This window comes from Radicibacter daui, assembly GCA_030657355.1.
GTDB classification, from domain to species: domain Bacteria; phylum Pseudomonadota; class Alphaproteobacteria; order Radicibacterales; family Radicibacteraceae; genus Radicibacter; species Radicibacter daui.
In genome coordinates this window covers 124,449-149,269 of the sequence record CP131057.1, presented here as the reverse complement: position 1 = coordinate 149,269, position 24,821 = coordinate 124,449, and the positions used below count along the sequence as shown (strand labels likewise).

At 63.3% G+C, this 24,821-nt stretch carries 22 protein-coding genes; 12 read left to right on the top strand and 10 right to left on the bottom strand.

What is annotated here, in order from left to right; genetic code table 11:
- The first annotated feature begins 49 nt into the window (after nt 1–49).
- The gene (locus QTL98_RS20495) at nt 50–1,357 is read left to right on the top strand and encodes a flagellar hook protein FlgE (protein ID WP_445682683.1); all 1,308 of its coding nucleotides are present in this window, start codon (nt 50–52) and stop codon (nt 1,355–1,357) included.
- A gap of 97 nt (nt 1,358–1,454) precedes the next feature.
- Here QTL98_RS20495 and QTL98_RS20490 read toward each other — a convergent pair whose 3' ends face one another.
- Entirely contained in the window at nt 1,455–1,778 is a 324-nt protein-coding gene (locus QTL98_RS20490; protein ID WP_445682682.1) for a DUF1127 domain-containing protein, read from the bottom strand.
- 499 nt (nt 1,779–2,277) lie between these two features.
- On the opposite strand from QTL98_RS20490, the gene QTL98_RS20485 reads away from it, so the two are divergent.
- The gene (locus QTL98_RS20485; RefSeq protein WP_445682681.1) at nt 2,278–3,960 is read left to right on the top strand and encodes an AMP-binding protein; all 1,683 of its coding nucleotides are present in this window, start codon (nt 2,278–2,280) and stop codon (nt 3,958–3,960) included.
- A 75-nt stretch (nt 3,961–4,035) separates the two neighbouring features.
- Here the strand turns inward: QTL98_RS20485 and QTL98_RS20480 are convergent, their stop codons facing one another.
- Nucleotides 4,036–4,683, bottom strand: coding sequence for a hypothetical protein (locus tag QTL98_RS20480; RefSeq protein WP_445682680.1), 648 nt, complete (start codon nt 4,681–4,683; stop codon nt 4,036–4,038).
- A gap of 170 nt (nt 4,684–4,853) precedes the next feature.
- Between QTL98_RS20480 and QTL98_RS20475 the strand changes: the two genes are divergently transcribed.
- Nucleotides 4,854–5,162: a hypothetical protein gene (locus tag QTL98_RS20475; RefSeq protein WP_445682679.1), complete on the top strand. Its 309-nt coding sequence runs from the start codon at nt 4,854–4,856 to the stop codon at nt 5,160–5,162.
- Between the two features lie 44 nt (nt 5,163–5,206).
- On the opposite strand, the gene QTL98_RS20470 is transcribed toward QTL98_RS20475, so the two are convergent.
- A complete protein-coding gene (locus tag QTL98_RS20470; protein ID WP_445682678.1) occupies nt 5,207–5,707 on the bottom strand; it encodes a YciE/YciF ferroxidase family protein in 501 nt (166 codons plus the stop codon).
- Nucleotides 5,708–5,985: 278 nt separating this feature from the next.
- Here QTL98_RS20470 and QTL98_RS20465 point away from each other — a divergent pair, with 278 nt between their 5' ends.
- Nucleotides 5,986–8,046, top strand: a complete 2,061-nt coding sequence (locus tag QTL98_RS20465; protein ID WP_445682677.1) for an AsmA family protein — start codon at nt 5,986–5,988, stop codon at nt 8,044–8,046.
- A 61-nt stretch (nt 8,047–8,107) separates the two neighbouring features.
- On the opposite strand, the gene QTL98_RS20460 is transcribed toward QTL98_RS20465, so the two are convergent.
- Together QTL98_RS20460 and QTL98_RS20455 are read right to left on the bottom strand one after the other, a co-directional pair.
- Nucleotides 8,108–8,950 carry a transporter substrate-binding domain-containing protein gene (locus tag QTL98_RS20460; protein ID WP_445682676.1) on the bottom strand — a complete coding sequence of 281 codons (843 nt, stop codon included), beginning with the start codon at nt 8,948–8,950 and terminating at the stop codon, nt 8,108–8,110.
- Between the two features lie 44 nt (nt 8,951–8,994).
- A complete protein-coding gene (locus QTL98_RS20455; RefSeq protein ID WP_445682675.1) occupies nt 8,995–9,783 on the bottom strand; it encodes a HalD/BesD family halogenase in 789 nt (262 codons plus the stop codon).
- Between the two features lie 108 nt (nt 9,784–9,891).
- Between QTL98_RS20455 and QTL98_RS20450 the strand changes: the two genes are divergently transcribed.
- A complete protein-coding gene (locus tag QTL98_RS20450; RefSeq protein WP_445682674.1) occupies nt 9,892–10,851 on the top strand; it encodes a LysR substrate-binding domain-containing protein in 960 nt (319 codons plus the stop codon).
- Here the strand turns inward: QTL98_RS20450 and QTL98_RS20445 are convergent.
- Genes QTL98_RS20445 through QTL98_RS20435 form a run of 3 tightly spaced genes read right to left on the bottom strand, consistent with a single transcriptional unit; the run spans nt 10,840 to nt 14,023 of the window.
- Complete coding sequence (locus QTL98_RS20445) at nt 10,840–11,925, bottom strand: ABC transporter substrate-binding protein (RefSeq protein ID WP_445682673.1); 1,086 nt, start codon at nt 11,923–11,925, stop codon at nt 10,840–10,842. The two genes, QTL98_RS20450 and QTL98_RS20445, sit on opposite strands and share 12 nt — an antisense overlap.
- Nucleotides 11,922–13,346, bottom strand: a complete 1,425-nt coding sequence (locus tag QTL98_RS20440) for a sensor histidine kinase N-terminal domain-containing protein (protein WP_445682672.1) — start codon at nt 13,344–13,346, stop codon at nt 11,922–11,924. The genes QTL98_RS20445 and QTL98_RS20440 overlap by 4 nt, the downstream gene beginning before the upstream one ends.
- A complete protein-coding gene (locus tag QTL98_RS20435) occupies nt 13,343–14,023 on the bottom strand; it encodes a response regulator transcription factor (protein ID WP_445682671.1) in 681 nt (226 codons plus the stop codon). The genes QTL98_RS20440 and QTL98_RS20435 overlap by 4 nt, the downstream gene beginning before the upstream one ends.
- Nucleotides 14,024–14,273: 250 nt before the next feature.
- Here QTL98_RS20435 and QTL98_RS20430 point away from each other — a divergent pair, with 250 nt between their 5' ends.
- The 3 genes from QTL98_RS20430 (at nt 14,274) to QTL98_RS20420 (ending at nt 17,353) form a co-directional block, all read left to right on the top strand.
- The gene (locus tag QTL98_RS20430; protein WP_445682670.1) at nt 14,274–15,239 is read left to right on the top strand and encodes a Bug family tripartite tricarboxylate transporter substrate binding protein; all 966 of its coding nucleotides are present in this window, start codon (nt 14,274–14,276) and stop codon (nt 15,237–15,239) included.
- A 124-nt stretch (nt 15,240–15,363) separates the two neighbouring features.
- Nucleotides 15,364–15,831 (top strand): tripartite tricarboxylate transporter TctB family protein, encoded by a 468-nt coding sequence (locus tag QTL98_RS20425; RefSeq protein ID WP_445682669.1) that lies wholly within the window; start codon nt 15,364–15,366, stop codon nt 15,829–15,831.
- Between the two features lie 4 nt (nt 15,832–15,835).
- Nucleotides 15,836–17,353 (top strand): tripartite tricarboxylate transporter permease, encoded by a 1,518-nt coding sequence (locus QTL98_RS20420; protein WP_445682668.1) that lies wholly within the window; start codon nt 15,836–15,838, stop codon nt 17,351–17,353.
- 190 nt (nt 17,354–17,543) lie between these two features.
- Here the strand turns inward: QTL98_RS20420 and QTL98_RS20415 are convergent, their stop codons facing one another.
- Nucleotides 17,544–18,245, bottom strand: a complete 702-nt coding sequence (locus tag QTL98_RS20415; RefSeq protein ID WP_445682667.1) for an O-methyltransferase — start codon at nt 18,243–18,245, stop codon at nt 17,544–17,546.
- Nucleotides 18,246–18,344: 99 nt separating this feature from the next.
- Between QTL98_RS20415 and QTL98_RS20410 the strand changes: the two genes are divergently transcribed.
- The gene (locus tag QTL98_RS20410; RefSeq protein WP_445682666.1) at nt 18,345–18,977 is read left to right on the top strand and encodes a TetR/AcrR family transcriptional regulator; all 633 of its coding nucleotides are present in this window, start codon (nt 18,345–18,347) and stop codon (nt 18,975–18,977) included.
- A 129-nt stretch (nt 18,978–19,106) separates the two neighbouring features.
- Here QTL98_RS20410 and QTL98_RS20405 read toward each other — a convergent pair whose 3' ends face one another.
- Complete coding sequence (locus QTL98_RS20405) at nt 19,107–19,580, bottom strand: helix-turn-helix domain-containing protein (protein ID WP_445682665.1); 474 nt, start codon at nt 19,578–19,580, stop codon at nt 19,107–19,109.
- A gap of 221 nt (nt 19,581–19,801) precedes the next feature.
- Between QTL98_RS20405 and QTL98_RS20400 the strand changes: the two genes are divergently transcribed.
- The 3 genes from QTL98_RS20400 (at nt 19,802) to QTL98_RS20390 (ending at nt 24,795) form a co-directional block, all read left to right on the top strand.
- Nucleotides 19,802–20,143: a DUF1491 family protein gene (locus QTL98_RS20400; RefSeq protein ID WP_445682664.1), complete on the top strand. Its 342-nt coding sequence runs from the start codon at nt 19,802–19,804 to the stop codon at nt 20,141–20,143.
- Between the two features lie 154 nt (nt 20,144–20,297).
- Nucleotides 20,298–21,623, top strand: a complete 1,326-nt coding sequence (locus QTL98_RS20395; RefSeq protein ID WP_445682663.1) for an adenylate/guanylate cyclase domain-containing protein — start codon at nt 20,298–20,300, stop codon at nt 21,621–21,623.
- Nucleotides 21,624–21,711: 88 nt separating this feature from the next.
- The gene (locus QTL98_RS20390) at nt 21,712–24,795 is read left to right on the top strand and encodes an ABC transporter transmembrane domain-containing protein (RefSeq protein WP_445682662.1); all 3,084 of its coding nucleotides are present in this window, start codon (nt 21,712–21,714) and stop codon (nt 24,793–24,795) included.
- The last annotated feature ends 26 nt before the right edge of the window (nt 24,796–24,821 follow it).

The following is a 24,821-nucleotide window of genomic DNA, read 5'->3' as shown; positions in this document are numbered from 1 at the left end:
CCGATTTCCTGTTGCTGGCTTTGCCAGCCCAGGCCGGAACGAGGATGCGATGAGTACATTGTTCGGCAATTTTGCAGTTGGGGTAAATGCCCTGAACGGGGAGAGCAAGGCGCTCTCCGCGATCAGCAACAACATCTCCAACTCCCAGACCGTCGGTTACAAGTCCGAGCGCATTCTCTTTTCCGACCTGCTGACATCGCATGGCGACCAGTACGGGGTCAGCGCGCCCGAACAGCGCAGCTTCTTCCACGGCATGCGTGCAACCGCCGACTATATGATCAGCAACCAGGGCACGATCACCCCGACGGACCGTTCGCTGGACATCGCCATTTCAGGACGCGGATTCTTCCCGACCGAAACGACCCCTGGCAGCACGGATGTATCGGACCTGCGCTATACGCGCGACGGCAACTTCGTCAAAAAGATGGAGTATCCGAACGCCCCGGACCAGACCAACGGCATCATGCGGCTGGTCAATAATTCCGGTAACTATCTCATGGGGTATCCGGTAAGCCTCACCGGCCAGACGACAACCGTCCTTCAGCCCATCGAGATCAACACCTCGACCGCTGCGCCCGAGCTTGCCGGCCGCGCGACGACGACCATGACCTATCAGGCCAACATTCCCAGCGCGACCGAGACCGGGGATTCAATTGGCACCAACGTCACCTATTATGCCGCCAACTCATCCAGCCCGTCGAAATACTGGGTGGAGTGGGTCAAGACTGCCGATGACAATGGCTGGACCGTGCAGGCCCGCGACACCGAAGGCGGAACGATCCTGGCATCGCAGGACGTCACTTTCGAAACACCCGCCGCCGGCTCCAGCGCCGAGGCTTCGGGACAGGGCAACACCCCGACCCCGTCAGACTTTACCGTCACCCTGGGTAACGGCCAGCAGATCACTATGGATCTGAGCAAGACAACACAGTATGCGAGCGATTTTATTCCGCCACGCACGACTGATAATGGCTATCCACCTGGGGACCTTGAGGATATCGGCTTCGATGATCAGGGCTTCCTGGTTGGCAGCTATTCCAACGGCCAAGAGCTGAAGCTCTATCGACTGCCCATCATGTTCTTCAACAATGATGACGGGCTGAAACCGGCTGAAGGGCAGGATTTCTCCTACACGGCTGATGCCGGTGACATGAGTTACTATTATTCCGGCGGCACCACACCGGACGGCCAGGAGCCGCTTGGCGGTGTCACCCCCTATGCCGTCGAAGCTTCCACGACCGATATCGCCAGCGAATTCTCCAACCTGATCATCAGTCAGCGCGCCTACCAGATGGCGACGAAGATCATCACGACCACCGACCAGATGACCCAGACGGCGGTGAACTCCAAGCAGTAAGAAACGCACTGCCACCGAGCGGACGCCAAAAAAAGAGGCCCGGACGATCATCGTCCGGGCCTTGCTGCTTTTTGAAAGGTGCCTGTCCGTTACGGCTTCAGGCAGCGTGATCGGCCGGGCGGCGGGCGGCCTGCTCGAAGAGATTGCCGACGCCGAAACGCGAGAACACCGCCTCGTCGACGGTCAGTTCTTCGCCGCTATAGATGGTCTGCAGCAGGCTCGGCGCATCGGCGGCGACAAGGCCCGGCAGGCTCATGCGGCGCAGCTGCGCCAGCTTGACGACCTGACGGATGCGGGCGCGCGGCACGCCGATATCGGCAAGGGCGCGGTCCGGCATCGCCTCAAGGCGGGCAATGGTCGCCGCACGCTCGCGGTACAGCTGGAGGGACTGGCTCAGGGAATTCACGATGCGGGTCAGCATGTCGACTGCTCCTTGCTGTCTGTCGGTCCCGGCGGTCGAACCGGCCGGAACCCTTTGACGGGTCACTCCACCTCCCTGATCGGGAGCGGAGCCAGGATTGTTGACGGGCGCGACCGGCTTTTACCGTTTTCGCAGCCTCTGGCCGAAGGGCCACAGGATCGGAACCCGATGCCGGAATGTCCGGCACGCGGCGGGTCCGCCGGCGCGAGCAGCTCCTCATCACTACCCTCGCCTCGAAAAAGGTAACCGCTTCCAGCTGAGTGTCCCCTTGCGTTTTTCGCAGTGCAGCATGAGTGGGGCGCATGGCTTGGTTAACGGGATGGCGGACCGGGTATTTATTGCTCCCTTTTGTCCTCAGGGCGCAGAAACCCTGGACCAATCGAAATCTAAGTATCATTGTGGAAAGGAAATCGGGGCGCGGATGAATGACCCCGGTACAGCCGACAATCTCTGCTAGAATGAGAAAAGCGGCCAGGTCATAGGGAAGAAAGGTCCGAGAATGCTTCAGGGACAGCTTTGGCGCCCCTACTATCCCCCTGGTGTGAGTCCTGACTTTGCCGGTCCGCCGGTACGCAATATCGGCGAACTTGTTCGTAATGCCGCCGCCCGATACGGCCAGCGCATCGCCTATACAATCGTGCTGCCCAACGGCACCGAAGGCAGCCTGACCTTCGCCGAGGTGGATGAGCTCAGCGACCGCTTCGCCGTCTATCTGCGCGAGACGCTTGGCCTTGCCGCCGGTGAGCGTGTCGGCGTGCAGATGCCGAACTGTCTGGCCTACCCGGTCGTCGCCTTCGGCATCGCCAAGGCCGGCTGCGTCATCGTCAACACCAACCCGCTCTATACCGAGCCGGAGGTGACACGGCAGTTCAACGATGCCGACGTGCGGGCCGCGGTTGTCATCAATCTCTTCGCCGACAGGCTGCATCCGGAAAAGATACCCGGCCTCAAACATGTCGTACTCGCCTGCGTGAGCGACCTGCTCCCGACCCTGCGCCGCTATCTGGTTTCCTTCGTCATGCGCCATGTGCGCAAACAGATTCCCGTCGCCGGTTTTGCCCACACGTCTTTCCTGAAGACGCTTGGCGGCGATCCGCGCAAGGCGGCAGCGTATGATGAAGGCATTGAACTCGGGACCCTGGCGGCGCTGCAATATACCGGCGGCACCACCGGCATCGCCAAGGGCGCCATGCTCTCGCACGGCAACCTCGTCAGCAACACGCTGCAATCTTTCCAGTTCATGAGCCAGCCGCTGACCTGGGGCGGCGAAATCTGCCTGACGGCGCTGCCTGTCTACCACATCTTCGCCTTCACGGTGAATTTGCTCGGCATCTTCCATATCGGCGGCACCAATATCCTGATCCCGTCACCGCGTCCGCTCACCAACATGAAGGCCGCGCTGGCGCGTTACCCGATCACGCTGATGACGGGCGTCAACACGCTCTTCGCCGCGCTGCTCAACGAGCCCTGGTTCCGCGAAGCGCCGCCCAGGACGCTGAAATTCTCCGTTGCCGGCGGCATGGCGCTGCATAAGGCCGTCTCCATCCGCTGGCGGGAACTGACCCAGAGCGCCATCATCGAAGGATATGGCCTTACCGAAGCCTCGCCGGTTACCCACTTCAACCCGCTGGGCTCGCTGGTGAAGGAAAACAGCATCGGCGTGCCGCTGCCGGGCACCGATTGCCGCATCGTGGATGATGAAGGCCGGGATGTCGCCGCCGGCATGCCCGGCGAGCTGCTGATCCACGGGCCGCAGGTGATGCTGGGTTACTGGCGCCGGCCGGACGAGACGGAAAAGAGCATCCGCAACGGCTGGCTCTATACCGGCGACGTGGCGACGATGGATCCGGAAGGCTTCTTCCATATCGTCGATCGCAAGAAGGACATGATCGTCGTCAGCGGCTTCAATGTTTACCCCAACGAGGTGGAGGACTGCATCTCCAGGCTCGAAGGTGTCGCGGAAGTCGCCGTCATCGGCGTACCGGACGAAGCGACCGGCGAATGCGTCAAGGCCTTCATCGTCCGGCGGGACCAGAACCTGACCGCCGAGATGATCCGCGACCATTGCCGCAAGGAACTCACCTCCTACAAGCTGCCCAAGCGGTTCGAGTTCCGTGAGGAACTGCCAAAATCGCCGGTCGGCAAGATTCTGCGCAAGGAACTGCGACTGCCAGCGGCGTAAGCGCCTGCGCTGAAGAAAACGGGCGGCATGCTGTGCATGCCGCCCTGATCTTTCCCTGCATTCACGCCGGCAAGATCAGACCTTCGCGGCCAGAAACGAAGCCGCCGCCTCGGCACAACTGCGCGGGCTGGAGAAAACCGGCACCGGCACACTCATCAACCCGGCGGCCGGCGCCATCGACGCCTGCGCCAGTATTACCGCCCCCTCTGCGTCAAACGCCGCCTCCGCCCGCGCTGCAATGGCGCTCACATACTCCTGCTGCCGGCCTGCCAGAAACAAAGGCCAGAGATCGTCCAGCACCAGCGTCCGGGCCCCGAGAGGCACGCCGGCCCTGGCCGCCTCCTCTTCCAGCAGCGCCAGGGTAGGGGCGAGCGTGGAGGCAACACAGGCCACCACCAGAAGCTCCGGCCCCAGACGAACGGCTTGCCGGGCCATCGGCCGGTCCACCCGCCAGACTGGCGCGGCCATACCGGTCGCTGCCTCCGCCAGGGAGCCCAGCGTAGAGCAGGTGCAGACCACCAGATCGGCGCCATCGAGAGCCGCGAGCTCGCGCCCAAGCTCCACCCCGATAGCCGCGAGATCGGCTTGCGGCTGCTGCGCCGCCGCCAGCAGGTCCGCGCGAACCCGGTGCTGCAGCGTAACCTGGGGGGCAAGCTCGGCCATCAGGGCAGTGAAGGTTGCGACATGAACGTCGCCGGTGTGGAAGAAGGCGAGGCGCGGCATCGGACACGGGGAGAAAAGAGGTCAGACGGAAGCAGACGGCCACCCGGTTTCACCCTTGGCGAGCGCCCGCCTCGCCCGCTAAGTTAGCCGCGAGGCTTCTCCACCGTCACTCCCTTACGGGTTATCCGATGAATAATTGTTACAGCTGCCGCCTGTGGGCCGGAGAAGGTGTGAGAGAACGGGGGCCGCATGGCATTTGCCATCGTTTTCCGCCGGTCGTGACCGACCGCTACCCGGATGGCAAGTTCCCGCGCACGCTTTCAACCGACTGGTGCGCCGAATGGCGTCCCCATCCGGCCAGCGAGCCGGAACGCGACCTTGAGGCCCCGGAATGGACCCCGATGGAAGCGGAACCGCTGGACGAGACCACTGAGCTGATGAACAAGGCCATTGAAGCCTATCGCCGGCGTTTTCCGCATGCGAGCCACGCCCAGGCCCGCCGTGCCGTCGAGGATCTGATCGACCGCAAGGACGACTGACGGGACCGGGCGCGTCGCTTTCAACCGCCTGCCGGAAGAAAAGCTCAGGCGGCGCGGTTAAGGCGGCTCTCCGCCAGCCTGGTCAGCTTCTCGTCGGCAGCCCGCTCTTCCTGCAGCGTGGCCTCAAACAGACGCTGGCAGTCCTGACGGCCCATTTCACCGGCCCAGGCGATGAGAGTGCCGTAGCGGGTCATCTCATAATGCTCCACGGCCTGCGCCGCGGCGGCAAGTGCCGCGTCCATCACTTCGGAGTTGCCGATGTCACCGGCAATTTCGTCGGCCTCCTTGATGATGCCATCGATGGCCGGGCAGGTGACGCCCTTCGGCTCCATGCCCAGGAGCTCGAACACCTGCTCAAGCCGTTTCACATGGCCATGGGTCTCCTCGAGGTGCAGGGAGAACCCATCTTTCAGCGGGCCATCACTGGCCTTCTTGATCATCTTCGGCAGCGCCTTTTCGATCTGCTTCTCCGCGTAATAGATGTCCTGCAGCGTGTGCATGAAAAGATCATCCATCGACTTGATGTCTTTGGAGAACAAAGCCATTTTCCTATTCCTCCGATGATTTTGGATAGAGCGTCCGGCATCGGGCACCGCTGTCGTAACGCTGCCCGAAACCATGCTCATCCAACAACTGAACACGCCGGTCGTTCCTTCTGCATAAGGGGGTCTGAGGGACGCGGCGGCGGCCAGTTTCATCGCCATGAAATGGCCTCCGTGGCTTGTCATCGCAACCTTAGGCATTACCTTTAGGTTTGGATCCTGAGAAGGCCGGTTCCGGCACAAGGGCTGCCGGCCGCCGGGAAAAAATGCAGGAGAGGCCCATGCGGCGCTTTTTGTGGATCGTCGGTGTTATCGCCGGCCTGCTGGTCGTCAGCATTGGCGGCCTTGCCGTCTATATCACCACCTTCGATCTCAACCGGCTGAAGCCGCGTATCACCGAGGCGATTGAAAAAGCCACCGGCCGCACCGCCGAACTGAATGGCGAGATTTCCTTTACGCCCTCACTGGTCCCGACGGTCAGCATCGCCTCCGTCACCCTCTCCAACGCCTCGTGGAGCAAGCAGCCAACCATGCTGCAGATCGGCTCCCTGGAAGTCACGTTTTCCCTGATGCCCCTTCTGCACAAGGAGGTGCAGATCGACAGCGTCGTGCTCGATGGCGGCATCATTCGCGTCGAGACGAACAAGGCCGGCAAGAGCAATCTGGATTTCAGCACCGGCGACAAACAGGCCGCCAAACAGAGCCTGCAGCAGGCCGGCAATGAAAGCGGCGGCTTCCAGGTGTCTCCCGATATCCGCGAAGTCAGCGTCACCGACACGCATATCGTCGTCGACAACCAGGTGACGGGCCGCTCGATCGACCTCACCATCGACAAGCTGACCCTCGGCGCGGATGCCGATGACGAACCGCTCGATATCGACCTTGCAGGAAAACTGGGCCAGGGCAGCGCCGCGCTCGACCTTTCCGCCGAAGGATCTGCCGGCCCGCTCGCCGCGCTTCTGGACGACCAGCCGGCCAGCGTTGATCTGACGGTCAAGCTCGGCAATTCGAAAACCAGCCTCAAGGGCACACTGGCAAAGCCGCTTTCCATGGCCGGCCTCAAGCTGAGCCTGGCGGCGAGCGCTGATGATTTCAGTGCTCTTGCTCCGGTGATCGGCAGTGTCCCGCCGGATCTCGGCGCCTACAAGCTGAGCGCCGATCTCGCGGGCGATCTGGCCAAAAAGATAGATATTTCTAACCTTGCCCTCACGCTCGGCGACAACAGCCTCAAGGGTTCCGGTTCTCTGGAAGCCCAGACAATGCCGGCCAGGGTCAATCTTGCGCTGACGACCGACACGCTGACGCTGGACCCGTTCCTCGATCTCGGCGACAAGGGCGCCAACAGCGGTGGCACGGATGCGGCAAAGTCCGGCACACCCGTCGGCAAGGTATTCCCCACGAGCCCGCTGGATCTCACAGCGCTGCGGCTGGTGGATGGCAATTTTTCGCTGAAGGCCGGCAAGCTGATCGCTCGCAAGCTGACGGCCGAACCGCTGGATGTGGCCGCCACCCTCAGTGGCGGCAAGCTCACGATCAGCAAGCTTTCCACCAGCATCTATGGGGCGGCCATTACCGGCAATGGCACCGTTGATGGCCATACGAGCCCGGCGGCCGTCGCCCTTGCCGGCGATGCCAAACATGTCGATCTCGGCCGCCTGCTCAAGGAGCTCAAGGTCACCGACAAGCTGGAAGGCACGGTCGACACCAGCTTCGACGTCAAGGGCCGCGGCGCCTCGGTGCATGACATCATGGCCTCGCTGAATGGCAATGGCAGCCTGCTGATGGGCAAGGGCAAGCTGCAGACCAGCGCGCTCGACGAATGGGTGGGCGGTGCCACCACCATGCTGTCCTCGCTGCTGCCCGGCAGCTCCAATGGCTACACCGTCATCCAGTGCGCCGCAGCCCAAATCCCCATCAACAAGGGCATTGCCGAACTGAAGCCGGCGGCCATCGACACCACGAACGTGCTGATCGGGGTCACCGGCACCATCGATCTGGGCAAGGAGCAGCTCGATCTCCAGATCGACCCGCGCCCGAAATCCACCACCCTTACCACCGCCGTGCCGATCAACGTCACCGGTCCGCTGACGAAACCGAGCTTCCGGCCCGACACCACCGCCACCATCAAACGCCTTGGCGGCCTGCTGGGCGGTGCGGCGTTCCCGCCGGCCCTGCTGCTCGGCCTCGGCGACCTCGGCGCCGGCTCGGACGGCCAGCCCTGCATGCAGGATAGTGGCAGCTCCTCCAGCTCCGGAACCGACAGCGGCAGCAGCACCTCCGGCTCGTCCAGCAACCCGGTGGATGCCATCGGCGGGGCGCTCAAGGGGCTGTTCGGGAACTAGGGAGTAGTCCGATGGAAGCGGGTAGCGGCCGGATTATCCCAAGGCCGCTACCCGGCTCTTTTCATTTCGGCGTCACATCCGTCTTCAGGTACTTCTCCGACAGGGTGCGCACGGTGCCGTCCTCAAGCGCGGAACGTATTGCGGCATTGAACATGTCACGCAAGTCCGTGTCGCTCTTGCGCAACCCCAGCGCTTCGCCCTCTCCCCAGACGGGCCCGCCGATCAGCGGTCCGGTGAAAACCAGTTCCCCGCCCATCTCGTCAAAGGCGCTGGAGAAATAGACCGCATCGTCGAAGCCGACATCAATACGGCCAGCCTGCAAATCGAGATCGCGTTCCGGGCCGGTCTTGTATTCCTGAATGTCCGCGACATCGCCGAAATTGTCCCGGATAAACCCCGCATAGGCGGTTGCCGTCATGATGCCGATGGCTTTGCCCTTGAGGGCGGTGCGCAGTGCCTTGATTGCCGGAGCCCCCTTGTTCTCGCCGACGTCCAGTGAAACGGTGGTTCCGGTGCCAGAGATATTCGCCAGCGATCCGTTTTTCGCTGTCGCGAAGCCGGCCGGCGTGGAAGCGTAGGGTATTGAAAAATCAATCACCTGCCGGCGCTCATCCGTAATAGCCAGCGCGTCCATGATGACATCGAACTTGCCGGCATTCAGGGCGGTGATCATGCCGTCCCAGTCAGAGGCCACCAGTTTGCACTCAACATTCATGCGGGCGCACAGAACCTTGGCCAGTTCCGGCTCAAAGCCACCGAGAGTGCCATCCGCATTGGTCGTGTTCCACGGGGCGTAAGCCCCTTCAAGCGTAATGGTAACCGTCTTCCATTCCTTGGCGGAAACCGGGCCCGCCAGAAGAGCTGCGACGGCAGGTAAACAGACAACCCAAGAGAATAAACGCATTGCTGAATTCCGGAAAAAGAGGGGAGGACGCGATCAGAAGACGGTCAGGCTGCCCGACCGTAAAAGCCAACCTGTTCGTCGGCATTCATCGTGACGTTCTGCCGCTCATAGAAAGAGAAGACGGCGATCATCCGGTCGAGCGCTCCGGAAACCGGTGTCACACGATGGGCCGTGTTCTTGCCTCGGAAGACATTCAGCACGCCCGGCATTGCGGTCAGCGCTTTTACTTCCGGATCCAGTCCGGCCAGCAAACGCTCCACACCGGCGTAATTCGGATTATCGTCGCTCCTCAGGTCGGTTCGATACTCAAACTGCCCGCCAGCCAGCGGGGCCTGAAGCAGCAAAGTTGTGGTAAATTCCGAGCGGTCGAAATGCCAGTTCAGGGCCTCGCCATCGCGATAGGACATGACGTTGGCTCGCGCCAGCGGATCTGACATCCGGTAGAGAACCGGCTTGTCCATGGTCGCCGCCAAAAAAACCGCCAGCGGCTCATACTCGTAGATCGTCAGGACGAGGCTGTTCTGGAGCTGATCGGCACACAGGGTGTGGCTTACGGTTTCTACCTGACGCAACGCCGGGTGGTCCGGCTCAAGGCCCGGCATTTCCCGACGGAAATAAATGTTGTGGCTGCGCTTATGGGTAAATGCCTCGCGGTCCATTACCGGCCGGATTTGGCCGACAGCTTTTTCCGCAACGCCCGGCCGCAAAAAACCGTCCAGATTATACATGCCGTCCCCGGCAAGCTCCGCCCGGCACCGCTCCACCAGCCTTGTCCAGTCGGCACTGCCGGGCCGGTCCAGTGGATAACGCTCAAGGTCAATGATCTGGTCCATATGTGCCTTCCTCAAGAGATGGGCGCACAGGGTGATTGAAAAGGAAACCTTGCGACAACGGCAGAAATTATTAGCATCCCTCTATAAAAACTTATGCTGGATGCTGCCTTGGATAGATTACCTCCCCTCAATTCCCTGAAGGCGTTCGTGGTCTCCGGCCGCACCAGCAGTTTCGCGCTGGCCGCGCGTGAGCTGGGTGTCTCCGCAGCCGCAGTCAGCTTGCAGGTCCGCAATCTGGAGCGCTGGTTCGGCAAGCAGCTGTTCCGGCGAACCGGCAACCGGATCGCCCTGACCGACGCCGGACATCTGGTTTTTGCACAGGCAGCTCACGCCTTTGGCGAATTGGCCGACATGGCCCGCCGCATTACGGAAGGGGAAAGCCGGCCGCGCCTCGTGGTGAGCGTGCCCTTTTCTCTGGCAGAGACATGGCTGGCACCGCGACTTGTGCGTCTGATCGAGCTCTATCCACAGATGACCTTCGACCTACGTGTGGAGGACGATCCCATTGACCTGCAGCGGCACAATATCGACATCCGCATCAGCTATGGAGAGTTCCCCTATTCTGGCCTGGTTGCCGTACCCCTGCTGCATGACGATGTGTTGCCGGTCTGCAGCCCATCTTTCTGGCGCCGTCATGACCTGGCCAGCACTGGCCTTGCACAGGTGACGGACAATCTCTTCATCCACACAAAATGGGGGGAGGCCTACGCATCGCACCCAAGCTGGGCAGACTGGTTTGCCCGGGCAAATATCGAACGGCGGCCAGACCCCGCCAAGGGGCGACGGGTCGGCCTCTCCAGCCTTGCCATCAGTGCTGCCCGGCTGGGCCTCGGCATTGCCCTCGGCCAGCGCAGCATGGCGCTGAACGATCTTGAGGCGGGACAACTGGTTGCGCTGTCCTCAATCTCGCTGCGCCTTGGCCATCCTTACCGGGCGCTGGTATTGCAAACCCGGCAGGACCGCCCGGACATCCGGCATTTCCTGTCCCTGATGGGCAAACTTTCCCCGCTGGATGCCGCGCTACCCACCGACCACAAGGACGGCGGGCTTACCGCTTCAGGAGCGTAACCCCAGCGTCGTACGCCATTGCCGCAGGAAAATCCGGCGCTTCACATCGTCGAGATGCACCAGCAGCCCGGGGCCGAGGCGGATCGGGCGCAGCGGCCCCTTGGCGGCGGCGACGAGATCATGGGCGGAGGCGGCTTCGGGGCGCACGGCGCCGAGGGAGGACTGGTTTGCCAGTACCTGCTGGCCGGTGAGCGACAGCACGAAGTCGAGGAAACGCGCCCCGAGCTCCGGGTGCGGCGCAGCCTTGGGCAGGAAGGCGATGCGGGAGAGCACCAGCATATAGTCGGATGGCAGGGCGATGCCGATATCCGGGTTGCGCTCCGCCCAGCGCTGCGCATAGGAGCCGAGCGCGTTATAGGCCAGCGCATAGCGCCCCTCGGCAAGGCCGTCCATCATCCGCGAGGTGGTGCCGAGGCGTTGGGGCTCACGCTCGGCCATCGCCAGCATCAGGTCCCAGAAGGCCGGGGTCTGGCGGCTGTCCTGCGTCGCCATCAGATAACCGACGCCGCTATCCTCGATATCGTAAGTGGCAATGCGCCCTTCGTAAATTTCAGGATGCTCATGCAGCTGGTCGATCAGTTCCCAACGCGATTGCGGCGGCTCCACCTTGCCGAAGAACTTGCGGTTATAGGCAAAGACCGCCGGCTCGAAGGTGAAGCCGAAAGCCTCGTTGCGCCACACCGCCCAGTCCGGCAACCCTTCCGTGGCTGCAGAGGAGTGATGCAGCGCATAACCGTCATTCACCAGCTTGATCTGGAGGTCCATGGAGGAGCTCATCATCACATCCGCCACCGGCAGGCCTTTTGCCGTGGCGTCGAGAAAGCCCTCATAAAGATCGCGCGTGCCGAGATCGGAATAATCGATGGTGATATCCGGATTGGCCTGCTGGAAAGCCTCGATCACCGGCACCATCGCCTCGATATCGGTGGCGGCATCAATGCGCAGCCGCCGCGGACCGCCGGCAAAGGTGAGCGCACGCGCCGGGCGGATACCCGCGGCGAAACCGGCGCCCATCGCCGCGCCTGCGGCCATTCCGGCGACAAAGCGCCGGCGCGAAGCCAGCCGGGTCTTCATTCCGCCGCCTCCCTGCTGCCGCTACGATCCCTGAAGCCGTGCGGCAATTCCACATGCACCAGCAGCCCCCCCGGATGCGGCGCATCGCCCAGCATGATCGAGCCGCCATGCCGCTCGACAATGTGGCGCACGATGGCCAGACCGAGCCCGGCGCCATCGCCCCGCCCGCTGAGCCGCCGGAAACGTTCGAACACCCGCTGCCGCTCGTTTGCCGGAATGCCGGGTCCGTCGTCCTCCACCTCGATGAGCGCCCCCTCCTGTCCGTAAGGCGAAAGCCGCACCGTCACCACGCCGCGCTCGCGGCCATGGCGCAGAGCGTTATCAACAAGATTGGTCAGCATTTCATGGAGCAGCACGGCATCACCGATGAGCTGCCGGCCCGCGGCACTGCCCTCCAGCCCCAGATCGATGTCGCGTGATGCGGCGGCCGGCACCATCTCGCGCACCACATCGGCCGCCAGGGCATCGATGGCCACGGCCTCCTGCGCCACGCCCACCGTCTGGTCGCTGGCACGCGCATGGGTCAAAAGCTGGGTGGCAAGACGGCTGGTGCGCTGGGTGGTTGCCAGCAGTTCTGCCACGCTGGAGCGCAGGCGCGCCTCATCCCGCTCCCGGAGCGCCAGCTGCGCGCTGGTCTGGATGGCGGCCAGTGGCGTACGCAACTGGTGCGAGGCATCGGCGATAAAGCGCTCCGTCACCGCAATGCTGTGGGCAAGGCGCTGCATCACGGTGTTGACCGCCGCCACCACATGGCGGACCTCGCTCGGCACATTGGCCTCGATGGGAGAAAAATTGTCCGGACTGCGGGCGAGGATCGCTGCCTGCAGGCGGCCGAGCGGGGCAAGGCCACGGCTGATACCGAACCAGGCGATGACGCAGGTCGCCGCCACCAGAAGGGCAAAGCGCACGCCGCTGGCGACCACAAGGTCGCTCGCCAGCCGGTCGCGCTCGCCGCGCGTCTGCGCCACCGCCACTTCGGCGTCGGCGGCCTGGCGGCCGAGCAGGATCGGCTGCTTCAGCACCGCCACACGGATTGGCTCGCCGCGATAAACGGCATCGAAGAACACCGCATTACCGTCAGCGCGGAACTTGCCCGCCTGCGGCTCATGGGGAAGGTCCGGATAGCCGGTGATGAAGGCGCCGCCCGGCCCCTGCACGCGATAAAAGACACGGTCCTGCGCCGTCGAGCCCAGCATCTCCAGCGCGACCGACGGCAAGTCCACCTCCAGTCCGCTATCGCCAAAGATGATACGCTCGGCAATCGCCGCGGCAGAAGCACCCAGCAGACGGTCATAGGCCCGGTCGGAAGCATTGATGGCACCGCGGCTGGCATCCACCAGCATCGCCGCGGTCAGGGTCAGCAGCGGCACCAGCAGCCAGATCAGCAGGCGCCGTTTGAGCGACCAGCCGCGCCGTATCATGAAACCGCCACCTCCGGCGGATCGAGGTAATAGCCGAGGCTGCGCACGGTGCGGATGGAAAGCCCGGCCGCCGCCAGCCGCTTGCGCAGACGGTGGACATAGATTTCGATGGAGGCAAGCGAGGCATCGTCGCCGAAATCGAAGATGTGGCCGGCAATCTGCTCCTTGGCCACCACCTCGCCCACCCGGCTCAGCAGCACTTCCAGCACGCCCATTTCCCGGCGCGGCAGGTCGATGAGCGCCCCGTCCACCGTCACGGTGCGCGCCCGCCGGTCCAGCTCGATGCGGCCATGCACCAGCCGGTTGTCACCCTGGCCGGCACTGCGGCGCAGCAGGGCGCGCACCCGCGCCTCCAGCTCCGGCAGGTCGAACGGTTTGGCGAGATAATCATCCGCCCCGGCATCAAGCCCCGCCACCCGCTGCGGCAGTCCGCCGGAAGCGGTCAGCATGATCACCGGCACCGCATCGCGGCGCTGGCGCAGCCGGCGCAGCACCTCAAGACCGGAGCAACCGGGCAGGCCGAGATCGAGCAGCACGAGGTCATAGCGCTCATGGCGCAGGATGGAATCGGCTTCCTCCCCATCCATACAAAGATCGACGGCATATCCTCCCGCCTTCAGCGCCCGCGACAGGTTCGCTGACAGGTCCGGATCGTCTTCGACCACCATGATGCGCATTCAAAAACCCTCGGCCATCCGGCGACAAACTGCTCTTTTCGCCAAGAAAACAGCCCCTTGCAACTTCCCGTGTCGGAGCTACGGCAATTTTATGGCATAGTCATGCGCGAAAGCGGGCAGCAATGAAAGGTTAATGACAGCTTCGACCAGTAGACTGCCAGCCGGCGCCCCGTCCGGGCCTTTTCGTCTCCGGAGTGGCCAATAACGGGCGAAACGCCACGAAATAGGAAAACCAGGGAGAAATAGCCAAATGCGTTTCCTGTCTTCACTTGCGGCTCTGGCCGTTACGGCGCTGGTCGCCACCGGTGCCGTTGCGGCCCCCGACAAGCCGGAATGCCTTGCCGGTGCCAAGCCCGGCGGTGGCTTTGACCTGACCTGCCGCCTTGCCGCCGAAACCCTGCTGTCCACCGGCGCCATCAGCAAGCCGATGGCCGTGAACTACATGGAAGGCGGCGTTGGCGCTACTGCGTACAACCACGTCATCGGCAGCCGCAACAACGATGCGAACCTGATCGTGGCCGCTTCTTCCGGCTCCGCGCTGCTCATCTCGCAGGGCAAGTTCGGCAAGTATGACGAAAACGCCGTGCGCTGGCTGGGTGCCATCGGCGCCGACTACGGCGTGCTCGCCGTTGCCGCCGACAGCCCGATCCAGGACCTCAAGGGCCTGATCGACGCCTACAAGGCCAATCCGGCTGACTTCCCGGTTGGCGGCGGCGGTGCCGTCGGCAGCCAGGACTGGATGAAGCTGGCCCTCATCGCCCAGCAGGCCGGCGTTGCGCCGAAGGAAATGCGCTACGCCGCGCTCGAAGGCGGCGGCGCCGTTCTCACCGCCCTGCAGGGTGGCCATGTGAAGATCGCCTCCGGCGACGCTTCGGAAATGTGGCAGCACCACCTCGCCGGCAAGATCCGCATCCTCGCGGTTCTGGCCGATGAGCGCCTGCCGGGCGACATGAGCGAACTGCCGACTGCCAAGGAGCAGGGCTTCGACATCAGCTGGCCGATCTGGCGCGGCTTCTATGTCGGCCCGAATGTCAGCGACGCTGACTACAACTGGTGGGTCGATGCGTTCAAGAAGCTGGTGGACACCCCCGAGTTCCAGGCGGCTCGCCAGGACCGTGGCCTGTTCCCGTACAACAAGATCGGCGCCGACTATGACGCGCAGGTCAAGGCTGACGTTGCCCGCTTCAAGCAGCTGGCCAAGGAAGCCGGCCTCTAAGTCATGAGGCCAGCCGGTGCGGAGGGCTGATGCCCATCCGCACCGGCACATTTTTTATCAAGATAAATCACGGGCGGGTTGCCCCCAGGGCCCACCCATGTCCTCCCCCCGAGGCGCTAGCATCATGTCCAAATCCGCCATTGAAGGACCCGTGCCCTTTGGGCAGAGGGTTCCTGGCATCGTCCTGTTCGTCTTTGCCATTATCTTCGGCATTGGCTCCTGGAATATCGAATACAGCTTCTCCTCCGACCCGCTCGGACCGACGGCTTTCCCGCTGCTGCTCGCCGGCATTCTCGCCGTGCTGTCGCTCTGGCAGATCGCCGTTCCGGGTCCGCAGGTCTCCTGGCCGCAGGGGCGCCTTCTCCTCAAGATCGTCGTCCTGCTGGCGCTCTGCTTCCTGACAGCCTCCACCTATCCGGTTCTGGGCTTCCCGGTCTCCACCTTCATCCTGTGCGTCGGTGTGGCGCTGATGTTTGAAGCGAGCCTCCGCAACGCGGTGATCTCCGGCGTCGGCAACGCCGCGTTCTGGTACTTCATCTTCACCATTCTGCTCGACATCCCGCTGCCGCTCGGCTCGGTTTTCGGAGGCTGAAGCCATGTCCCTTGATTATCTCTGGACGGGCTTTGAAACAGCCCTCATCTGGTACAACCTGCTGTTCGGTCTTGCCGGCTGTTTCCTCGGCACCATCGTCGGCGCCCTGCCGGCCATCGGTCCGATCAACGGCATCGCCCTGCTGCTGCCGCTGCTCTACACCTTCGGCGTTCCGGCCGAGAGCACGCTCATCATGCTCGCCGGCATCTATTATGGCGCCGAGTACGGCGGACGCATTTCCTCCATTCTCATCAACGTGCCCGGCGATGCCGGCGCGGTGATGACTGCGCTTGACGGCAACCCGCTCGCCCGTCAGGGCAAGGCTGCCGAAGCGCTCGCGATCTCCGGCCTCAGCTCCTTTACCGGCGGCATCCTGGCGGTCATCGGCCTTGCCATCTTCGCCCCGCTGCTCGGCAAGATCGCCATCGGCTTCGGCCCGGCCGAATATTTCGTGCTGATGGTGTTCGCCTTCGCCACACTCGGCTCGATGGTCGGCGACCAGCCGGTCAAGACCCTCATCGGCTGCGCCATCGGCCTCATGGGCGCCACGATGGGCATCGATCCCACCTCCGGCGCCTACCGCTTCACCTTCGATGTGCCGGAACTCAATGACGGCATCGAGTTCATCGTGCTGGTGATCGGTCTCTTCTCCGTCAGCGAAGTGCTGACGATGCTGGAGCACACGCACCACGGCACGTTGCAGCCGATCAAGGTCAACAAGGGTTTTCCGAGCTGGAGCCTCATCAAGTTCTGCATCCCCTCCACGCTGCGCGCCTCGGTCATTGGCTTCATCGTCGGCGTTCTGCCGGGCACCGGTGCTTCCGTCTCCAGCGCGATTGCCTACACCACCGAAAAGCGCCTGCTTGACAGCAAGGGCACCTTCGGCAAGGGCGATTTCCGCGGCCTTGCCGCGCCGGAAGCGGCGAACAACGCCGCCGCCGGCGGTGCTTTCGTGCCGATGCTTACCCTCGGCGTGCCGGGCAGCGGCACCACGGCGGTGATGCTGGGCGCACTGATGCTCTACAACATCCAGCCGGGTCCGCAGCTCTTCGTCGAGCATCCGGAACTGGGTGGCGGCCTCATCGCCTCCATGTTCATCGGCAACATCCTGCTGCTGCTCATGAACCTGCCGATGGTGCAGCTCTTCGTGCGCATCCTGCAGATCCCGAACTGGCTGCTGATCCCGGGCATCCTGGTGCTGTCGTTCCTCGGCATCTACTCCACCTACCAGGATGTGTTCTCGATCTACCTGATGCTGGGCATCGGTGTGCTGGGTTACCTGGCCCGCAAAGCCGGGTTCGATCTTGCGCCCATCATTCTCGGCTTCGTGCTGGGCAAGGTGGCGGAAACGAACCTGCGCAACGCGCTCGCCCTCAGCGGCGGCGAGCTGGGCATCCTGTTCAGCAGCACCATCTGCATCATCCTCTGGGTCATGGCAGCGGCCATTGCGGTCATGCCGTTCTATATCAAGCGTCGTCAGCGCAAGCAGGCCGAAGCAGAAGCCAGAGCAGGAACGGCCTGACGAACACTTCGATCTGCGAGCAAATGAAAAGGCCGCCGGAAACCTTCCGGCGGCCTTTTCATTGGGCCTGCTGCCTTGCGGACAGGCGGGGTCGGTGGGTGCGTTGGCTGACGTGAACGCTTACGGCCGGGAGTTTCGCGGGTGGCCCTGGCAAGGCCCCGCGCAAGAGGTTCAAACGCCTTGTTCGCGCCTAGAAGCTGTGGCCGACTTCCGCCTGGACGCGGCCGGAGCCGAGCCACATGGAAAGCTCGACATCCTCGCCGAACGGCATGGACATGTAGCCCCGCTCCACGGAGCGCACGCGGGCAACATAGTCCGGGCAATAATCCGCATTGTCGGCAACAACGATGGCACCCGGCCTCAGGCGGCTTTCGATGAGGCTCAGAATGTCCGGATAAAGCGCCTTGGCGCCATCCAGCAGCAGCATATCCACCGTCTCCGGCAGATTGACGGCCAGCGTTTTCAGCGCATCCCCTTCGCGGATTTCCGCGAGATCGATAAGCCCGCCTTCCGTCAGGTTGGCACGGGCCCGCCTGACCTTCGAGGGTTCAAACTCGGTCGTAATCAGGTGGCCGCCGCCATTGTCGCGCAGGGCCGCTGCCAGATGCAGGGTCGAAATGCCGAAGGAAGTGCCGAACTCGATGATGGTGCGAGCCCGGCAGCTGCGCGCCAGCATGTAAAGCAGAGTGCCGGTTTCGCGCGAGACCGCCAGCGGCATGTCTTTCAGCCAGCCATAAAGGTCGAGATAGTCCGTCTTGCTGCGCATCAGGCGTCCGCGCTCTTCCGGCGACAGCGCCTCCACCTCGGGCACGCTGAGCGGAGCGGCGTCGGCCGCAGCCTCGAACAGCCGGTTGATAAGGGCGGCCACCGGGCGGGAGGTCAGGGTGGTCATCCGGGTCTCCGATAGTTGAAGAAAGGCGCCCTGTTGCGCCCTCGCGGCAAAAATACGAATAATTCGTCAGTTTCACTATTCGCATCCCGGAATGCCGCCATGACCGACCGTAAATCCGCGCGGATTTCCTCACGAAAACAACCCCGGCAAGCCCGCTCCACCGAACTGGTAAGTGCCATCCTGGAGGCTGCTGTTCAGGTTTTGGCGCGGGAGGGCGCGCAGCGTTTCACCACCGCGCGCGTGGCGGAAAAGGCCGGCGTCAGTGTTGGCTCGCTCTATCAGTATTTCCCCAACAAGGCGGCCATCCTGTTTCGTCTGCAAAGCGACGAATGGCGGCAAACCTCTACGCTGCTGCGCGACATCCTCGGCGAACGGGAAAAACCGCCGCTTGAACGGCTGCGGGCGCTGACGCTCGCCTTCATCCGCTCGGAATGCGAGGAAGCGGCAATCCGCGTTGCACTTGCCGATGCCGCCCCGCTCTATCGCGATGCGCCGGAAGCGCAGGAGGCGCGGGCCGCAGCGGAGGACATCATGCAGCGCTTCATGCAGGAGGTTCTGCCGGACGCCCCGGAGCCGGCGCGCCGGCAGGCCGGTGACCTCATCACCACCACGCTCAGCGCCGTGGGCAAACAATTCTCCGAAGCGCCGCACGAGGCGGTGGAGATCGACGCCCAGGCCAATGCCATGGCAGACATGTTCTGTGCCTGGCTGCAGATCCAGCAGCATCGCTAAGCAGGCTTGCGAGTTTTTGCCGGCCGTCAGGTCTGACCCTTGATTTTTTTAGATATTCTGGCCTGCCGGCCCTTGAAGCGCCACACTTTCTGCCCCATCTGGCGGGGGAGAAAGCGGCCACCTCGCGCCTTATCCGCCAGCCTGCTCGTCGCGGGTGGCAATCGCCTTCACCAGATTGAGCAGATATTCCCGTAATTTCCGGTCAGGGATACGATAATAGGCGCTGATCAGCTTCAGCGTGTCAGGATCATCCAGCCCGGAGCGCCCGCCCGGACGTCCCGCGTCCCCGCCCGGCCCCGGCGCCAGTTCGACCACCGGCGCCATGCCCGGCATCGGCAGCCCTTCAAAGAAGTAGGAGACAGGAACCCCGAGCACCCGGCTGATGGCAAACAGCGTGCTGGCGGAAATGCGGTTGGAGCCGCGCTCGTATTTCTGCACCTGCTGGAAGGCGATGCCCAGCGCATCACCCAGCGCCGTCTGCGACATGCCCAGCAGCTTGCGCCGCACCCGGACGCGGGTGCCGACATGTTCATCCACCCTCTCCCGCTCGGAGGGCAGCAGTTCCCGGTCGGGTTGCATGGCAGCCTTGGCGATACGGCCCATCAGTTATCCCTTTTTGCCATTGAGGGGTGGCTGGCAGACGAGAGACCAAACAGGCCCGCCCCGGGGGTGGCGGACATCAAGCGAAACGAAGATGGTTACTGGAATAATGCAATCCGCAGTCGTATCCGACGATAGCAAAACCACCAGAACAAGTCCAGATACCATAATACCAATCATGCGGGGGCCGAAGCCCGCTTCCCGCGCTTTCAGGCCGAGCACTCATGGACGATGACCGCCTTCCGACCGATTTTGTTGTCCGCGCCGCCCTGCGCGAGTGCGACCTTGCCGCCGTGCCGGCCATGCTCCTGCACAAGGGCGAGGCGAACAGCGGCACCATCGTGGTGAAGCTCAACCTGCTGGACGGCACCTGCCAGATCCTGACCCAGGCCCGCGACGGCGAAGGCAGGCTCGGCTGGATGCGCCTTTATCCGCAAGGCCCGAAGCCCGAGCGGGATGCCGATGCCTATATCGAGCGCTCGATCAAACGCGACCCGGACATCTGGGTGGTCGAGATCGAACACCGGCAGGGCTGGCACCCGTTCCAGGGGCCGGCCATCGACTGACCAGACCACTTGCCGGAGCGGTTATTGACGCCATCGGCAGAACATAGTTAGCCGGATAACGGACATATCCTTACCGGCAGATGTATGGAATGTTACGGCGCCGTGCCGGCAGTTGCGATAGCATCAAGGCTGCGCCTTCGTGGGAAGTGCCTCCATGTCGCTCCAGACGAGTTTCCTGACCGACCCCGCCACCCTGCGCGCCATTTCCGAGCGCCAGCCCAACATCATGGTCGATGCGCTGACGGAGTGGCTGGTCGATCAGTCGCTCTCGACCCCTGCGCTCGACCAGGTGGTGGCCGGGACCTGCGAGCGGCTTTATGCCGCCGGCGTGCCGATCAGCCGTGTCATGCTGGGATACCGCACGCTGCACCCGATGCTGCGGGCGCGCAGCTTCGTATGGGAACGCGGCAAGGAGATCGAATCTTTCGACCACCGCCATTTCGCCGACGGCGAAGACAGCCGCCTCGACAAGCCACTGGACAAGCCCGGCGACAACAAGAGCACCGACGACCGCGCCGTATGGGCGCGCAGCCCGATGAGCTACATCCTCGAGCACAAGGTCCCGATGCTGCGCCGGCGCCTCACCGGCCCGGAAAAGATGCTCGATTTCCTGGTGCTGGAGGAGCTGGCGGAGGACGGCCACACCGATTATCTCGCCATCGCCACCGAGCTCGGCCGCCCGCTGCCCGGACATCCCGGCCCGATGCTGGAGCACGGGGTCATCTGCTCCTGGACCACCGATGCTCCGGAGGGCTTCACCAAGGCGCATCTGGCCGACATCATGCGCGTGCAGCGCCGCATGGCCGTCACTCTCAATGTCGGCATCAAGTGGGAGATGGCGAACAATCTCGCCACCACCTATCTCGGCCCCGATGCCGGCCAGCGGGTGCTCGCCGGCAAAATCCGCCGCGGTGACGGCGAGAGCATATCGGCCGTCATCTGGTTTTCGGATCTCCGCAACTCCACCGGCCTTGCCGAGAGCATGCCGCCGGAAAATTTCCTGCGCCTGCTCAACCGCTATTTCGAATGTACCGCCGGCGCCGTGCTGGCGGAGGGCGGTGAAGTGCTGCGTTTCATCGGTGACGCCGTGCTCGCCATCTTCCCGCAGGTTTCTGCCGAGGAAGGCGCCCGCCGGGCCCGCCGGGCCATGCAGGAAGCCCTGCGCCGGCTGGAGGAGTGGAACCAGCGCCGCCTCGAGCATGGCAAACTGCCCATCGGTATCGGCATCGGCCTTCACTGCGGCGAGGTGATGTTCGGCAATATCGGCGTGCCGGAACGGCTGGAATTCTCCGTCATCGGCCATGCCGCCAACACCGCCTCCCGCCTCGAAAGCCTGACCAAGGAGCTGGGAGAGCCCGTCATCGTCAGCGCCAATTTTGCCGCGTTGCTGCCGAACGAACACTGGCGTTTCCTTGGCGATCACGCCCTTCGCGGAACTTCTGGCGCTGTCGGGCTGTTCGCGCCGGTGGTGCGGAACTAACTTCACTTTATCGATCAGGGCATGAAGGCGGGCGAAGGCCCGTCTCCGGCTCCGGGGCAAAGCGAAAAACAGGAAGCGGAAACCCGCAGTGGAAAAAGGTATTTTTTCCTTCACGCTGAGATACAGCCGCACACAGCAGATCGTGCTGCTGGCCCTGATCTTCGGCTCCTTCCCCTTTCTTTATTATTCGCTCGACCTGCCCAAGCAGATCGTCAACGAAGCCATCGGCGGCTCGGGCTTTCCCAAGCCGCTGCTGGGTGTCCAGTTCAGCCAGCTGCAATATCTGGCGATCCTCAGCGGCCTGTTCCTGGCGCTGGTGCTGATCAATGGCGCCTTCAAATACATCATCAGCGTCTATACCGGCGTGATGGCCGAGCGGCTTTTGCGCCGCCTGCGCTTCATGCTGCTTCATCGCATCATCCGCTTCCCGCTGCCGCATTTCCGGAAAGTCAGCCAGGGCGAGATGGTGGCGATGATCACCACGGAATCCGAGGCGCTCGGCGGTTTCGTCGGTGACAGTTTTTCCGTGCCGGCCTTCCAGGGCGGCGTGCTGATCACCACCCTCTTTTTCATCGCCAAGCAGGACCCGATGATGGGTCTGGCCGCCATTGCGCTTTATCCGGTGCAGGCCCTTATCATCCCGCGCCTCCAGCGCCGGGTGAACCAGCTGGGCAAGCAGCGCGTGCGCCATGTGCGCAAGCTTTCCGAGCGGATCGGCGAGCTGGTCTCCGGCGCGCCCGACATCCATGCCAACGATACCAGCCGCTATGAACTCGCTGCTTTTTCCGACCAGCTCGGCGAGATCTACGATGTCCGTTTCGACATCTATAACAAGAAGTTTTTTATCAAGTTTCTCAACAACTTCCTTGGGCAGCTGACGCCGTTTTTCTTCTATTCGATCGGCGGTTTCCTCGTCATCGACGGCGATCTGTCCTTCGGTGCGCTCGTTGCCGTGCTCGCCGCCTACAAGGACCTGTCAGCCCCATGGAAGGAGCTTTTGACCTGGTACCAGACCATGATGGATACCAAGGTCAAATACGACCAGCTGGTCGAGCAGTTCGAGCTGCCGACGCTGATGGACGAAACCCTGCTGATCGACGGGCAGGAAGACCCGCCCCTGCTGGAAGGCCCGCTGACCGCCACAAATCTTCAGCTGGCGGATGATGATGGCGGGCGCGTGCTCGACGGTATTTCCTTCACCATGCCGCTCGATTGCCACGGCGCCATCATCGGCCCCGGTGGCAGCGGCAAGGGCGACCTCGCCCGGCTGCTGGCGCGCCAGTTCCTGCCGACGGGCGGGCGCCTGACCGTAGGGTCGACAGACCTAGCCTCCCTGCCCGAGGCCGTCACCGGCCGGCGTATCGGCTATGTTGATGCAGAGGCCTATATCCGCGCCGGCACCATCCGCGACAACCTGCTCTATGGCATCCGCAACTATCCCCGCCACGGCAATGACGGTGTGCCGGCCGACCGGCTGAAGCGCCTTGATGAGAGCCTTGCCGCCGGTAACAGCGCCTTCGACATCAATGCCGACTGGATCGATACCGAGGCGCTGGGATATGGCGACCGCGACGGACTGGTACAAGCAGGCGTAGCCGCGCTCAAGCTGGTGCGGCTGGAGGAGGATATCTTCAGCGCCGGCCTGCGCAGCCCGGTCAATCCGGAGCGCCATCCGGCTCTTGCCGAAAAACTGCTGACCATCCGCAGCGGCTTCCGCGAAAGGCTGGACGATCCGGCGATTGCCGGCCTTGTCGAAGTGTTCGACCGCGAGCGCTTCAACCAGAACGCCTCGATTGCCGAGAACATCCTGTTCGGCACCCCGCTCGACGACCGCTTGCGGCAGGAGCACATCGCCGAGCAGGCCTATGTCATGCACATCCTCGATGCGGCCGGCCTGCGCGAGCGTTTCCTGCGGGTAGGCCACGATATCGCCGGGCTGATGCTGGAAATCTTCCGCGACCTGCCGCCGGGACATGAATTCTTCGAGCGCTACAGCTTCATCGATCATGAAGACCTGCCCGATTTCCAGCGCATGCTGGGCGTGGTGCGCCAGTCCGGCTTTGCCGCGCTGCCGGCACCGGACCGCGCGCGGCTCATCAGCCTTACCTTCCGCATGGTGCCGGCCCGCCACCGCCTCGGCCTCGTCGACGAGGCGATGGAGGAGGATGTCCTCAAGGCCCGGCGCCTGTTTGCCGAGCGCCTGCCGGAAGATCTGAAGGACGCCGTCGCCTTTTTCGAGGTCGACCGGTTCAAGGCCGATGCCTCCATCAGCGACAACATCCTCTTCGGCAAGGTGGACAGCCTGCGCCCCGATGCCGGTGCCCGCATCGGGGCCGCCCTGCGCGACCTCATCCAGTCAGAGGGTGTCTATGAGGAAGTGCTGCAGGTCGGCCTGGAGATGGAAACCGGCATTGCCGGCAAACGCCTTACCGTCGAGCAACGCCAGAAGCTGGCGCTCGCCCGCGCCATCCTCAAGCGCCCGCAGCTTCTCATCATCAACGAAGCGCTGAGCGCGCTGGAACCCGCCCTGCGCGAAGCCATCCTCACCGACCTCGACGAGACGATGAAGGATCGCGGCCTGCTGTGGATCGAGAGCGCCCTGCCGGAGAATATCTCCTTCGATCTCGTCATCCGTATGGATAGCGGCCGCATCGCCGGCATCGAGCGCTCGGGCGAGCTTATGGCGGCCGAACCCGCCGCCGAGCAGCAGGATGACGCCAGCCGGCCGCAACGCCAGTCCACCGCCCTCGGCCGCGAGGTCGAGGTGCTGTCCGCCATTCCCTTCTTCAAGGGCATGGATGCCTCCCGCCTCAAGCTGCTGGCCTTCGCCGCCGAACGGCGTGTGTTTCAGCCCGGCGAAATCATCGTGCGCCAGGGCGAAAAGGGCGACCGCGCCTATGTGGTGCTGGATGGCAGCGTGGACATCATCCTGCAGAGCGATCAGGGCATCCAGACCATCGCCACCCGCGTGGGCCGTGAGCTGATCGGCGAGCTGGCGCTGCTGACGGAAGCCCCGCGCACCGCCACCATTCGTGCCCGCGAGAAGGTGGAGGCGATGGTGATTACCAGCGAGCTCTTCTTCAAGCTCATCCAGGAAAACGCCGCCGTCACCCTCAACCTCACCCACATCCTCGCCAAGCGCCTGACGGATACGCTGAGGGTCAATCATTGAGAATGCGGTGCTGTTGAGATAAGGTA